Annotated in this window: 13 protein-coding genes; 11 read left to right on the top strand and 2 right to left on the bottom strand. The window is 57.5% G+C overall.

From position 1 onward, the window contains the following. Positions 1–183 precede the first annotated feature (183 nt). The 4 genes from tsf to ABRP98_RS00875 all read left to right on the top strand — a co-directional run bounded on the left by tsf (position 184) and on the right by ABRP98_RS00875 (position 3,541). Positions 184–996, top strand: coding sequence for a translation elongation factor Ts (tsf, locus tag ABRP98_RS00860; protein WP_349857052.1), 813 nt, complete (start codon positions 184–186; stop codon positions 994–996). 228 nt (positions 997–1,224) lie between these two features. Beyond that, entirely contained in the window at positions 1,225–1,911 is a 687-nt protein-coding gene (pyrH, locus tag ABRP98_RS00865) for a UMP kinase (RefSeq protein ID WP_284769800.1), read from the top strand. A 70-nt stretch (positions 1,912–1,981) separates the two neighbouring features. Then, the gene (gene frr, locus ABRP98_RS00870; protein ID WP_284769595.1) at positions 1,982–2,539 is read left to right on the top strand and encodes a ribosome recycling factor; all 558 of its coding nucleotides are present in this window, start codon (positions 1,982–1,984) and stop codon (positions 2,537–2,539) included. 123 nt (positions 2,540–2,662) lie between these two features. Beyond that, positions 2,663–3,541, top strand: a complete 879-nt coding sequence (locus ABRP98_RS00875) for a phosphatidate cytidylyltransferase (protein WP_284769596.1) — start codon at positions 2,663–2,665, stop codon at positions 3,539–3,541. Between the two features lie 110 nt (positions 3,542–3,651). Here ABRP98_RS00875 and ABRP98_RS00880 read toward each other — a convergent pair whose 3' ends face one another. Further along, a complete protein-coding gene (locus ABRP98_RS00880) occupies positions 3,652–4,053 on the bottom strand; it encodes a LapA family protein (RefSeq protein WP_296087020.1) in 402 nt (133 codons plus the stop codon). Positions 4,054–4,157: 104 nt separating this feature from the next. Here ABRP98_RS00880 and rlmN point away from each other — a divergent pair, with 104 nt between their 5' ends. Then, positions 4,158–5,270 carry a dual-specificity RNA methyltransferase RlmN gene (rlmN, locus tag ABRP98_RS00885; protein ID WP_284769598.1) on the top strand — a complete coding sequence of 371 codons (1,113 nt, stop codon included), beginning with the start codon at positions 4,158–4,160 and terminating at the stop codon, positions 5,268–5,270. A gap of 180 nt (positions 5,271–5,450) precedes the next feature. On the opposite strand, the gene ABRP98_RS00890 is transcribed toward rlmN, so the two are convergent. Next, the gene (locus ABRP98_RS00890; RefSeq protein ID WP_349857053.1) at positions 5,451–5,939 is read right to left on the bottom strand and encodes a DUF2631 domain-containing protein; all 489 of its coding nucleotides are present in this window, start codon (positions 5,937–5,939) and stop codon (positions 5,451–5,453) included. 140 nt (positions 5,940–6,079) lie between these two features. Here ABRP98_RS00890 and dxr point away from each other — a divergent pair, with 140 nt between their 5' ends. From dxr to ABRP98_RS00920, 6 genes are all read left to right on the top strand, one after another. Further along, complete coding sequence (gene dxr / locus ABRP98_RS00895) at positions 6,080–7,240, top strand: 1-deoxy-D-xylulose-5-phosphate reductoisomerase (protein WP_349857054.1); 1,161 nt, start codon at positions 6,080–6,082, stop codon at positions 7,238–7,240. 13 nt (positions 7,241–7,253) lie between these two features. Beyond that, positions 7,254–8,462, top strand: a complete 1,209-nt coding sequence (locus ABRP98_RS00900; protein WP_349857055.1) for a M50 family metallopeptidase — start codon at positions 7,254–7,256, stop codon at positions 8,460–8,462. Between the two features lie 178 nt (positions 8,463–8,640). Continuing rightward, positions 8,641–9,804, top strand: coding sequence for a flavodoxin-dependent (E)-4-hydroxy-3-methylbut-2-enyl-diphosphate synthase (gene ispG / locus ABRP98_RS00905; RefSeq protein ID WP_284850484.1), 1,164 nt, complete (start codon positions 8,641–8,643; stop codon positions 9,802–9,804). A gap of 94 nt (positions 9,805–9,898) precedes the next feature. After that, complete coding sequence (locus ABRP98_RS00910) at positions 9,899–11,749, top strand: penicillin-binding transpeptidase domain-containing protein (RefSeq protein WP_349857056.1); 1,851 nt, start codon at positions 9,899–9,901, stop codon at positions 11,747–11,749. A 65-nt stretch (positions 11,750–11,814) separates the two neighbouring features. Then, positions 11,815–12,684: a type I methionyl aminopeptidase gene (map, locus tag ABRP98_RS00915; protein WP_126319280.1), complete on the top strand. Its 870-nt coding sequence runs from the start codon at positions 11,815–11,817 to the stop codon at positions 12,682–12,684. 230 nt (positions 12,685–12,914) lie between these two features. Then, positions 12,915–13,057: IS1/IS1595 family N-terminal zinc-binding domain-containing protein (locus ABRP98_RS00920; RefSeq protein ID WP_502878770.1), on the top strand; the 143-nt coding region annotated here is incomplete at its 3' end.

Below are 13,057 nucleotides of genomic sequence, written 5' to 3' on the forward strand. Positions count from 1 at the left end.
GTGCTACGGCGGTGGGGGTTACTTTTATCTATGCTGGAGGCGGCTAAAATTAGCCTCAGTACGACCGCATTGATGAAGGCAAAATGGGGTAGATTTCCCCACCCAAAGACGGCGCGAGACCGCTACTTCGGCTACGCTGTCTCAACGAACACTGATTGATTTTCAAGGAGGATCGCCCTAACTATGGCGAACTACACTGCTGCAGACGTGAAGGCACTGCGCGAAGCAACTGGCTCCGGCATGCTCGATTGCAAGAAGGCCCTGGAAGAAAACGGCGGCGACTACGACAAGGCCGTTGAATTCCTGCGCATCAAGGGCGCTAAGAACGTGTCCAAGCGTGCTGACCGCGAGGCTACCGAAGGTCTCGTTGCCGTATCCGGCAACACCATGGTTGAGATCAACTGTGAGACCGACTTCGTGGCAAAGAACGAAGGCTTCCAGTCCTTCGCTAACAAGATTGTTGAAGCTGCAGCCGCAGCCAAGGCTAATTCCCCGGAAGAACTCAACAACGTAGAGATCGACGGCCAGAAGGTCTCCGAGTTCGTTGACCAAGAGTCCGCAAAGACCGGTGAGAAGTTGCAGGCACGTCGTGCAGTCACTGTCGATGGCGACAATGTTGCTATCTACCTGCACCAGCGTTCCGCTGACCTGCCTCCTGCAGTCGGTGTCTTGGTTTCCTACGAAGGCAACAAGGAAGGTGCACACGCTGCCGCACTGCAGATTGCAGCTATGAACGCTGAGTATCTGAAGCGCGAAGACGTTCCTGCAGAGATCGTCGAGAAGGAGCGCTCCATCGCTGAGGCCACCACTCGTGAGGAGGGCAAGCCTGAGGCTGCTCTTCCAAAGATCGTGGAAGGCCGCCTGAACGGCTTCTACAAGTCCGTTGTCTTGCTGGAGCAGGCTTCCTTGTCCGATAACAAGAAGACCGTCAAGCAGGTCGCAGAAGAGGCCGGCACCACCATCACCGGCTTCGTCCGCTACGAGGTTGGCGCTTAAGTTTAAGCCCGCTTTTTAGCCTTTAAAGCCCACGGGAGGAGTGTCCTCTCTGTGGGCTTTGTGCTGTCTAGGGACAATGGGGAAGCGGTGGCTGCTGGCCTGTGGTGCAGTGTGGGGAACCGGTGGCAGTGTGGGTAAGATGGAAAAGAAATAAAATCAGCCCGCGCAAAAGGAGACGATGAAGGCGTGACTTCTGCAGACGAAAAGCGAACCGGATACAAACGAGTAATGCTGAAACTCGGCGGCGAAATGTTTGGCGGAGGCAAAGTCGGAATTGACCCGGACGTTGTCGAAAATGTAGCTCGCCAAATCGCTGAAGTAGCTGAGCAGGGGATCGAAATCGCCGTGGTGATCGGCGGCGGCAACTTCTTCCGCGGAGCAGAGCTCTCGCAGCGCGGCATGGACCGCGCCCGCTCTGACTACATGGGAATGCTGGGCACGGTCATGAACTCGTTGGCCCTGCAGGACTTCTTGAAGCAAAAGGGCGTTGATTGCCGTGTGCAAACGTCTATCAACATGGCGCAAATCGCCGAGCCGTACCTGCCGCTGCGCGCTGACCGACACCTAGAGAAGGGCCGCGTGGTTATCTTCGGTGCCGGCATGGGCATGCCGTATTTCTCCACGGACACCACGGCCGCGCAGCGCGCCTTGGAAATTGGCGCCGATGTGCTCTTCTTGGCCAAGGGCGTTGATGGCGTGTACTCCGATGACCCACGCACGAACCCGGATGCGGAGCTCTACACCCAAATTACTCCGCGCGAGGTCATTGAAAAGGGTCTCAAGGTTGCCGATGCAACCGCCTTTAGCCTGTGCATGGACAATGACATGCCGATCTTGGTCTTCAACCTCCTAGAAGAGGGAAATATCGCCCGCGCGGCCAGCGGCCAGGTTATCGGCACGCTGGTGCAGTCCTAATTCTAAAACGACACAGAACCTGCTACCTTTTATACAGCTACCCCTCAACGTTGAAGGATGATTCAGCCTCATGATCGATGACATTCAGCTCGAAGCCGAAGAGCACATGACCGCTTCCGTCGAGCACACCCGCGAACAGTTGGTGACCATTCGTACCGGACGCGCGAACCCGGCGATGTTCAACGGGCTCATCGCGGAGTACTACGGTGCGCCGACGCCGATTACTCAGATGGCTACCATCTCTGTTCCAGAGCCGCGCATGTTGCTCATCAAGCCATACGAGCAGTCCATGATCCAAGAGATTGAAAACTCCATCCGCAACTCGGATTTGGGCGTTAACCCCACCAACGACGGTCACGTACTGCGTGTGACCGTTCCCCAGCTGACCGAGGAACGCCGTAAGGAAATGGTCAAGCTGGCTAAGAGCAAGGGCGAGGACGGCAAGATCGCAATCCGCAATATTCGCCGCAAGGCCATGGAACAGCTGAAGAAGCTCCAAAAGGATGGCGAAGAGGGCGAGGATGAGGTTCTTGCCGCAGAGAAGGAAATGGAAAAGATTACCGCTGGCTACGTCGAGCAGATTGACAAGCTAGTGGAAAACAAGGAATCCGAATTGATGGAGGTCTAGGACTTTTCCGCTGCCGCCGCGCCCAATCGGCCGGCGGCGCTTTTCTATACGTAGTATTTTTGTATAGGAAATAGACAAGCCCCGCGACGCGCATACAACGCCAAGTGAAAGGAGCCGGTCACGGTGAGTGACGCCTTGAACCGCCGATTGCCGCAGCCGAAAAATGGTCCCGGCCGTGACTTGCCGGCGGCTATTGGAGTAGGCGTGGGGCTCGGCGCCCTCGTCGTCCTCGCCGTCTGGGCTGGCCCCTTGGCTTGGTATGCGGTGGTAGCAGTCGCGGTCGGCGGGGCCATGTGGGAAGTTCTTACCCGCTTGCGGGAGAACTCGTACTATATCCCGCGCACCCTGTTAATCATTTTGGGCCAAGCCATGGTGTGGATTTCCTGGCCGCTTGGCGCGCCCGGCCTCGTGGCCGTATATGTCACAGCAGTACTCATTTTGATGTTCGGCAGGCTTTTTCATAACGGTCGGCATCGCCCACCCATTAATTACCTGCGGGACATGTCCGTCGGTATCTTCGTGCTGACGTGGATTCCGCTTTTCGCGACCTTTGCAGCGATGCTGTCGCTGATTTCTTCCCCAGTGGCCAGCGGCGCCGCTTCCATCGTAGTCTTTATGTTGTGCGTGGTCGCCTCTGATACGGGTGGCTATATCGTTGGTGTGATGTTCGGCTCGCACCCCATGGCACCGGCCGTGAGCCCGAAGAAGTCCTGGGAGGGCTTTTGCGGCTCCATTGCCTTCGGCGTCATCGTTGGGGCGCTTTCCGTCCACTTCCTCTTGCACCACTCGGCGTGGGTAGGTGCCTTGATGGGCCTTGGCCTTGTTATTTGCGCTTCGCTGGGTGACTTGGTGGAATCGCAATTTAAACGAGAGTTGGGCATTAAGGACATGTCCCACATTCTCCCTGGGCACGGCGGCCTTATGGACCGCCTTGATGGCATGCTTCCCTCTGCCATGGTTACTTGGGTGGCCATTAGTTTTATGGCAAACCTTGCGGTCTAATCCGTGCTGAAACCACCGCGTGTCAAAAGAGGGCTGAATATAAAACCGCCGCTTCCCACTGCATTGCTGAAATAACGTTCCAAGGCAGGAGAAAGCGGCGGTAGGGCTATTTAGCCTTGGGCCTGCTTGCGCAATTGGCGGCGCAATTCCAGCATGCGCCACACACCTACAAGCGCCATGATGAGCGCGCCGCCGATGGTGAACATCAAGTAGGCAATGCCTGCTGGGAACTGACCCGACCAGCCGAGAAAGTTCATTGGAACTTCTTGCTGGTTTTGCAGAATGAAGATGATCAATACGATCAGCAAGAGGAAGCCCACGATGAGCGCTGCCCAAGTGCTAGCGGCGAATGAGCCTTGGGCTTTTTGCGGGGCGGCAGCAGGCTCAGTGGTGCCGGTGTCGGTGGAGACTTCCTTGCTTCCGGTTTCGGTCAGAGCGGCATTATCTTCTGCCGCGGTGGCCTTATCATCAGAGGTGGAAAAGTCATCTTCAGGGTATTTCGGATTGGTCATATGTCCATTATTTCTGTAAACCCTTCCAAAATTCCACTTGGCTATAAAATGAGGCGTTCCCAATTGGAAAAGTTCCGGTAAACCGTGGAAAGATGGGCATCATTATGGCTCAACCAGTAAAACTTAACTTCTCCGCGCCGCGGCGCGGTCTGCCACCTAAGCACTTTGCGGATCTCTCTGAAAGCGAGCGCATTGATAAGCTCGCAGAAATCGGCCTACCTAAATTCCGCGCTAAGCAAATAGCTAAGCACTACTACGAGCATCTCACGGACGATGTCGAAGAGATGACGGATATCCCCGCCGGCAAGCGCGAGGAGGTCAAAGACGCCTTCTTCCCTGAGCTCATGAAGCCTATTCGTACGACTTCTACGGATGATGGGGAGACCACTAAGTCCTTGTGGCGCTTGCACGATGGCACCCTTTTGGAGTCTGTCTTGATGCGGTACCCCGGCCGCGCTACCTTGTGCATTTCTTCTCAGGCTGGCTGCGGAATGGCCTGCCCGTTTTGCGCCACCGGCCAGGGCGGGCTAGACCGCAACCTTTCTACCGGCGAAATCGTCGAACAGTTCCGCCATGCAGCCGCGGCGATGGCGGCCGAAGGCGGACGCTTATCCAATGTTGTCTTCATGGGGATGGGCGAGCCGCTGGCAAACTACAAGCGCGTGGTTCAGGCGGTGCGCCAGATTACCGGCCAAGATGGGACGGGCTTTGGGCTCTCGCAGCGCAATGTGACCGTATCCACCGTGGGTTTGGCACCTGCCATTCGCAAGCTTGCGGACGAAGACCTTGCCTGCACGCTTGCAGTGTCGCTGCACACTCCGGATGATGAGCTGCGCGATAACTTGGTGCCGGTCAATAATCGTTGGTCCGTTGATGAAGTCCTCGATGCCGCACGGTACTACGCCGATAAATCCGCCCGCCGTGTATCTATCGAGTACGCCCTCATCCGGGATAAGAACGATCAGGATTTCCGCGCCGATATGCTGGGCCGGAAGTTGCACCAGAAACTTGGCTCTAAGGTGCACGTCAACGTGATCCCGCTTAACCCGACACCGGGTTCAGAGTGGGACGCAGCTCCCAAGGCACGCCTCGATGAATTCGTGCGCCGCGTCCAGGCGCAAGGAGTGCCGTGCACTGTGCGCGATACTAAGGGCGATGAAATCGCTGCAGCCTGTGGCCAGCTTGCCGCCGATGAGCGAGAAGACATGTCGGCCTAAGCCAGAACCGGCAGGTCGCCACAGCCACCTAGGCATAGTCTGAAAGTGCCTAGGTGGCTTTGTCTTTAGTATTTGCGGGTGTTGGCGTATGCGGGGCAGCACAACTACACGCCCGGCAAAACCACAAAACCGCCGGGCCTCCTCGCAATGAGGAAGACTCGGCGGTTTTCGTAGCTAGGATTACAGCGCGTGCTTGCCGGTGCTTACCTCGGCAGCATCGGAGGCAGAGTCAACGCGCAGGTGGGCTACGCGGGAAGGCTCGATATTCAACGCGCGCAGCTGGGAGTCGGTCAACTCGGCGTAGGCGCCAGAAACGGTCTTCTGGTCATAAATCCAGTCGCGCTCCTGGTGGTCGGCCGGCTTGTTATTAGAGGTGATGGTGCGCACCTGGTTGAGCTTCGGCTCGAAGGTGAAGATGAGCAGGCCCACAACCAACAGGACGGTCAGGGCGACGAGCCAGACGGTCTCCACGTGGCCCTTGTGGTTACCAAAGTTGAAACCAATCATGAAGATCACGGAGATCCAACCCGCGATTTGCACACCAGAGCGGCTGATGCGGGACCAACCGAAGCCTGCGGATGGAACATCTTCGGTAGAAACACCGTCATAAACCTGCGGTACCGGCTTGTGGGAAGACACTTGCTCTCCTTCGCTATCGCGTGTGTCCATTAATCGAGGGGGCACACCAATGCCATTTGACTGACACCTATTTTAAAACATCGTGGCTGCAAAGGCGATTAAACACCCCCGCCTGCTTGACTGGCTCCACCCCATAGCAGGGCGCGGTAAATGACCGCTAGGGTAGAGGGGTGACTACTCAGCGAATCCTTATCCTTGGCTCCACCGGCTCTATTGGCACGCAAGCATTAGAAGTAATTGCGGATAACCCCGATAAATTCGAGGTCGTGGGCATTGCCGCGGGCGGCTCTAACCCGCAGCAGATCATTGACCAGGCCCGTAGCTTCCACCTTTCGTTTGACCACATCGCCGTTGCCCAGCCTGCAGCGGCTGCGGAGGTTTCTGCGACTTTAGGCGGCACGGTACTTTCTGGTGAAGGTGCTGCAGAAGTGCTGGTGCGCTCGGTTCCCGCCGATACCGTGCTCAATGCCCTAGTGGGATCCCTCGGGCTCAAGGCCACTTTAGCCACGCTGGACATTGGCGAGTACCTCGCACTAGCGAATAAGGAGTCCTTGGTTGCCGGCGGCACGCTGGTCACGAAATCCGCGCGGCCAGGCCAGATCATCCCCGTGGATTCGGAGCACTCTGCGATGGCGCAATGCCTGCGCGCGGGTGAAGAGGGCGAGCTGGCCAAGCTCGTTCTCACGGCCTCGGGCGGTCCCTTCCGCGGCCAAACGCGTGAGCAGATGTGGGAGGTTACTCCGCAGCAAGCCGCGCAGCACCCTACGTGGTCCATGGGGCAGATGAATACGCTGAATTCCGCCACCTTGATCAATAAGGGGCTCGAGCTCATTGAGGCGACGCTGCTTTTTGATATTGAGCCAGAGCGCATCGATGTCACGGTTCACCCGCAGTCGGTCATTCACTCGATGGCCACCTTTAAAGATGGCTGCACCATCGCACAGGCTTCGCCGCCGTCGATGAAGCTGCCCATCTCCCTGGCGCTGAATTGGCCCCAGCGTGTGCCGGGGGCGCAGCCGACACTTGATTTTTCCCAAGCGCATACGTGGAATTTTGAGCCGCTTGATGATGTCTCTTTTCCCGCCGTATCCCTCGCCCGCGAGGCCGCAGCGCAGGGCACCGGCGTGATTTATAACGCTGCCAATGAAGAGGCCGCGGCGGCCTTCTTGTCTGGTCGCATCCACTTCCCAGAGATTGTTGATGTTGTAGGCGAGATCCTCGGGGAGTCTTCCCAGTTTGCTGGTGTAGTCTCTACCCTCGATGAAATCCTCGCCGTAGAAGGCGAGGCTCGCAGGCGCGCGAATGCGCGCATTGACCGTTTAGCTGACTAGAAAGCTTTCTTTAATGGCAAATTTGCTGGGCATAGTGTTTTTCGCCCTTGGCATCGGGCTGACCGTGGCACTCCATGAGGCGGGGCATATGTTTACTGCCCGCGCCTTTGGCATGCGGGTGCGCCGGTATTTCATTGGCTTTGGCCCGCGCGTTTTCTCCTTCCGCAAGGGGCATACCGAATACGGCCTTGCCGCGTTCCCGGTGGGTGGATTTTGCGATATCGCCGGGATGACCGCGCAGGATGAATTCCTCACGGAGGAAGAAAAGCCCTATGCGATGTATAAAAAGCCATGGTGGCAGCGCATCATCGTCCTCGCAGGCGGTATCGGCGTCAACCTGATCCTTGGCTTTGTCATCTTGTATTTTGTGGCGATGACTGCGGGACTTCCCAACCCAGATGCCGATGTGCGCCCGCGGGTGGGGGAGGTAACCTGCACCGCTGACCAAAAAGAAAACCAGGAGCTGGAATCGTGCACCGGGAACGGGCCCGCTGGTAAGGCCGGTGTCCAGGAAGGCGATATCATTCTCGCGCTTGATGGCCAGCACCTGGATTCCTTTACGCAATTGCGCGATGAGGTAATGCAACGTCCCGGCGAGACCGTGACGCTTACCGTAGAGCGCGACGGCGCGGAAAAAGACTTCTCCATCGAATTGGAAACGGTCAAGCGCCTGAATCAACAGGGCGAATTGGTGGATGCCGGATCGATCGGGCTGAGCAATGAGGTCCTCGACATCGTCGAGAAGTATTCAGCAACACAGGCGGTTCCTGCAACGTGGCATTTCACCACCTATTCGCTCGAGGCCACGGTGGAGGGAATCAAACAATTCCCCGCTAAGGTACCGGACGTGGTGGCCTCCATCTTTGGTCACGAGAGGGATGTGAACGGGCCGATGTCCGTAGTCGGTGCGTCGCGGGTTGGTGGCGAACTCGTGGAGCGTTCCCTGTGGGCATCGTTCTTCATGATGCTGGCGACGCTGAATTTCTTCCTCGCTATTTTTAACCTCATTCCGCTGCCGCCCTTTGACGGCGGCCACATCGCGATCATCTTGTATGAGAAGATTCGCGATGGCATTCGCAAATTGATGGGCAAGCAGCCGCTGGGTCCTGCCGATTACACCCGGCTTATGCCCATCACCTATGTCATGGCGGCCCTACTTATGGCGCTGGGCGTAGTGATAATCATCGCGGATGTGGTCAATCCGATCAGACTATTTGGCTAGGTTCGTTATCCCCCATGCCCGCCGCGCGGCGTGAGTAGAGTGCCCAACGCTTAGCGCACGTGTACAGCGCGAGCGGGCACTTTAGCGCTTAACCATCTAGTGCTAGAGTGGGGACGTTCAACACTTATTGTGCAATAACATTTAGCAACGAGCCACGAGCTAGAAATAAGGAGCATTCATGTCTAGTCCTATCGGTCTAGGAATTCCTGACGGGCCTCCGCCAGTATTGCACCCGCGCCGGAAAACGCGGCAATTGCACGTAGGCCCAGTGGGCGTTGGTTCTGACTACCCAATTTCGGTGCAGTCGATGACTAATACCAAGACCCACGACATCAATGGCACCCTGCAGCAGATCGCACAGCTTACTGCCTCTGGCTGCGATATCGTGCGCGTGGCCTGCCCTAAGCCGGTGGATGCGGAGGCTCTGCCGACCATCGCCAAGAAATCCCCGATCCCGGTCATTGCGGATATCCACTTCCAGCCCAAGTACATCTTCCAGGCCATCGATGCTGGCTGCGCGGCAATCCGCGTCAACCCCGGCAACATCCGTGAATTTGATGGCCGCGTTAAGGAAGTGGCGAAGGCCGCTGGCGATGCGGGAATCCCCATCCGCATTGGCGTCAATGGCGGTTCGCTGGATAAGCGCCTGTTGGAAAAGTACGGCAAAGCTACCCCAGAGGCGCTCGTGGAGTCCGCTATCTGGGAGGCGGGCCTGTTTGAGGAGCACGGCTTTGGCGATATCGCCATCTCAGTTAAGCACTCTGACCCAGTCCTGATGGTGGAGGCCTACCGCCAGCTGGCCGCGCAGACCGATTACCCACTGCACTTGGGTGTGACGGAAGCGGGCCCGAAGTTCATGGGCACCATTAAGTCTTCCGTTGCTTTCGGCGCCCTTTTGGCAGAGGGCATTGGCGATACGATTCGCGTCTCGCTATCAGCTCCGCCTGAAGAAGAGGTCAAGGTGGGCGATCAAATTCTGCAGTCTTTCAACTTGCGCCCGCGCAAGCTGGAAATCGTGTCTTGCCCGTCGTGCGGCCGCGCGCAGGTGGACGTGTACAAGCTGGCGGAAGAAGTTACCGCCGGCCTCGAGGGCATGGAATTTCCCATCCGCGTTGCCGTCATGGGTTGCGTTGTCAACGGACCTGGTGAGGCCCGTGACGCCGACCTAGGCGTGGCGTCCGGTAACGGCAAGGGCCAAATCTTCGTCAAGGGTGAAGTGGTGCGCACCGTGCCGGAAGACAAGATCGTGGAGACCCTCATTGAAGAGGCAATGCGCATTGCAGATGAGCAAGGTCTCGAAGCCGTGGATGGCGCCAAGGCCGATGTTCGCGTGACGCAGTAAGCAGCTTCCTTCCACGCGGTAGTTTTTAAGGACTGCCCTGCACTTCGGTGTGGGGCAGTCCTTTTTGCTGCGTGCGCTGCTAATGTGCCAAAGCATGAAGAAGTTATTCGCACTGGTTGCTACAGTCTCGTTTGCTGCAACTGGTGTGGTTGCTTGTACCCCTAAGCCCGTATCTGCAGAGCCGGTGGTAGAAGAGTTCATTGAAGGCATGGAGAGCCGAAATAACGAGGGCTTGGAGGAGCTTACAGATTCCCCCGATGACGCCACACAGGCCCTCGATGCTACGTACTCGGGTTTGCAGGCAGAGGGTCTCGATATTGAGCTCGAGGGGATAAAGCAGAACGAAACCATGGCCACGGCGGATTATAAGGTCAAATGGGATCTGCCCAAGGAACGCAGCCTGAGCTATACCACGCAGATGACCTTGACCAAGGCCGAAGATGAATGGACGGTGCGGTGGAAGCCCAGCATAATTCACCCGGACCTAGGTGCGCACCAACACTTGGAGCTGCGCGCCTTGGAAGCCACGCGCGCCAGCGTCGTCTCCTCCAATGGGGTGGAGCTGATGAGTCCTGGGCTGAATTACCGCGTCATCGTGGATACTAGCTCGCTTTCCGATGTCCGCCCCACAGCCTCCAAGGTCAGCAGCGCCCTAGCTGCGGCGCACCGCGAGGACGATTCGATCGCGGAGGTAGACGCCAAGGATCTCGCCGAAAAACTAGAAAAGACAGATTCTGCCTATTCGGTGGGGCTTTATACAGAAGAGCAGGAGTCCGTCATCCGCGCCAAGCTGGAGGGGATGGACGGCGTCCGTATTAATGAAGAGCCCGCGCTGGTGACCCGGGACCGTGGTCTTGCGCCCGATCTCTTATCGCGCGTGCGCTCGGCCGTCAATGACGAGCTCGACGGCGAGACCGGCTGGTCCATCGCCGTCGTCAATGAGAATGGTGCGGCGCTTTCCGATGTAGAAAAGCATGCCCCCGAGGCTGCCCCCTCCGTCAAGGTTGGATTGGATTATGACGTCCAACGTGCGGCCCAAGAAGCAGTGGATCAGCGCTCGGACGCCCAGGCCATGTTGGTTGCCGTCCGACCTTCCAACGGCGATATCCTGGCCGTAGCACAGACCGAAAAGGCGGACGAAGACGGCGATGTCGCCTTGCAAGGCCAATACCCACCCGGCTCGGTTTTCAAGATCCTTACCGCCGCCGCGGGCGTGGAAAAACAAAACCTGACTACGGATACCATTGTTCCGTGCCCCGGCACGATGGATATCTATGGCCGCGTGGTGACCAACTACAACGCGTTTTCGCTCGGCAACGTGCCGTTAAGCCAAGCCTTCGCGCAATCGTGCAACACCACCTTCGCGGATATTTCCACCAAGCTGGCACCCGGTGAATTGAAGGAAACCGGCAAGAAGTTTGGCTTCGGGGTGGATTATGAAATCCCTGGGCTGACCACCACGACCGGCTCGATTCCTGAGGGCAAGGAAGTTCTGGAGCGCACCGAGGCCGGCTACGGTCAGGGCTACGACCTCGCCAGCCCGTTCGGCATGGCTATGGTTTCGGCCTCTGTGGCGGCGGGAAAGACCCCAACGCCCACCCTTATTGAGGGTCGCGAAACCAAGGCCTCGGATAAGTCGGAGCCGATCCCAGAAGACGTGCTGAATAACGTGCGCGGCATGATGCGCCAGGTGGTCACCAGCGGTACCGCCCGCGGGATGCAGGCGGGTGGAACGATTTACGGCAAGACCGGTGAGGCCGAGATCAATGAGGGTTCGCATGCGTGGTTTACCGGCTACAGGGAAGAAGACGATATCGCCTTCGCCACGCTCATTGTGCTGGGCGGCGGCTCCGAATCCTCGGTAGCTATTACCGATAACTTCCTGCGGAAGCTGGATGATTACCGCTCGCGCCCCAATGATGGCCCAGCCCCCAAGGTCGAGTAAGCCGCGGACACCGACTGGGCACCCCGATACTGCGTGAGCCGGAATGAGGACTACCATGGGCAATTATGAGTACTCGTGGAAAATTGAAGCCAGGTAAACCAACCCCCATCCGGCCGGTGCCAGAAGATATCGAGCGCCCGGAATATGTGTGGAAAGACGAGGTACAAGAGGCCATCGGCGAGCCTTTTGTACAGTCCCCCGAAGTGATTGAGAAGATGCGGGAGGCCTGCAAGATCGCGGCCAACGCGCTGAAGGAAGCCGGCAAGGCCGTAAAGCCTGGCGTAACGACGGATGAGGTCGACCGCGTAGCGCACGAGTATATGTGTGACCACGGCGCGTACCCATCTACCCTGGGATACCGGGGATTTCCCAAGGGCAGCTGCGTGTCGCTGAATGAAATTGTCTGCCACGGCATTCCGGATACCACCGTGATTGAAGAGGGTGACATCGTTAATATCGATGTCACTGCTTATAAGAATGGCGTGCACGGCGATAATAACGCTACCTTCTTGGCCGGTGACGTATCTGAGGAGCACCGACTATTAGTAGAGCGCACCAAAGAGGCCACGATGCGCGGCATTAAGGCCGCAAAGCCGGGCCGCGAGATCAACGTTATCGGCCGCGTTATCGAGTCTTATGCCAAGCGCTTTGGCTACAACGTTGTACGTGATTTCACCGGTCACGGCGTAGGGCCCACCTTCCACAATGGGCTGGTGGTCTTGCACCACGATTCCACTACGTACCGCGATATCTTGGAACCGGGTATGACCTTGACGGTAGAGCCGATGATTAACCTGGGTTCGCTGGATTACGATATTTGGGATGATGACTGGACCGTGCAGAACCGGGACGGTAAGTTCACCGCCCAGTTCGAGCACACCTTGGTCATTACAGAGGATGGCAATGAAATCCTGACCATCCCAGATGAGGATTAACCGCTGCGGCCCTTCTTAAAAGGCCCGAGGCACAGCGAAAGCCGCCTCCTTTATCACTCGCGTGAATTAGGCCTAAACGACAGGATGTGTTGGTGAAGTTATATGTTTAGCCGGTCTGGCGTGCTGGTATTAGGATTATTTCACTTATCCGGAGGGATAACGCAGCCTCGGACCTGAAATACCGTCGGGGGCGTGCTGATGTGCTAGGTGCCGAGGTTCACGATGAATGGATGAGTAAGAATCATCCTCGATGTCCCGTCTGTAGCGGGGCGTGCACCAAACACGGAACGACGAGTACTGGGCGTCAACGCTGGCGATGCCGCACCTGCAAAGCCACCTTCACCCGCGCCAATGACGACGCAGTTCAGCCAAT

It is taken from the genome of Corynebacterium sp. KPL2838 (genome assembly GCF_040225455.1).
GTDB classification, from domain to species: domain Bacteria; phylum Actinomycetota; class Actinomycetes; order Mycobacteriales; family Mycobacteriaceae; genus Corynebacterium; species Corynebacterium rhinophilum.

What these genes read in the sequence shown, in the direction of transcription:
- tsf (WP_349857052.1), top strand. Translation starts at nt 184, where the DNA reads ATGGCGAACTACACTGCTGCAGACGTGAAGGCACTGCGCGAAGCAACT.
- pyrH (WP_284769800.1), top strand. Translation starts at nt 1,225, where the DNA reads ATGCTGAAACTCGGCGGCGAAATGTTTGGCGGAGGCAAAGTCGGAATT.
- frr (WP_284769595.1), top strand. Translation starts at nt 1,982, where the DNA reads ATGATCGATGACATTCAGCTCGAAGCCGAAGAGCACATGACCGCTTCC.
- ABRP98_RS00880 (WP_296087020.1), bottom strand. Translation starts at nt 4,053, where the DNA reads ATGACCAATCCGAAATACCCTGAAGATGACTTTTCCACCTCTGATGAT.
- rlmN (WP_284769598.1), top strand. Translation starts at nt 4,158, where the DNA reads ATGGCTCAACCAGTAAAACTTAACTTCTCCGCGCCGCGGCGCGGTCTG.
- ABRP98_RS00890 (WP_349857053.1), bottom strand. Translation starts at nt 5,939, where the DNA reads ATGGACACACGCGATAGCGAAGGAGAGCAAGTGTCTTCCCACAAGCCG.
- ABRP98_RS00900 (WP_349857055.1), top strand. Translation starts at nt 7,254, where the DNA reads ATGGCAAATTTGCTGGGCATAGTGTTTTTCGCCCTTGGCATCGGGCTG.
- ispG (WP_284850484.1), top strand. Translation starts at nt 8,641, where the DNA reads ATGTCTAGTCCTATCGGTCTAGGAATTCCTGACGGGCCTCCGCCAGTA.
- ABRP98_RS00910 (WP_349857056.1), top strand. Translation starts at nt 9,899, where the DNA reads ATGAAGAAGTTATTCGCACTGGTTGCTACAGTCTCGTTTGCTGCAACT.
- map (WP_126319280.1), top strand. Translation starts at nt 11,815, where the DNA reads ATGAGTACTCGTGGAAAATTGAAGCCAGGTAAACCAACCCCCATCCGG.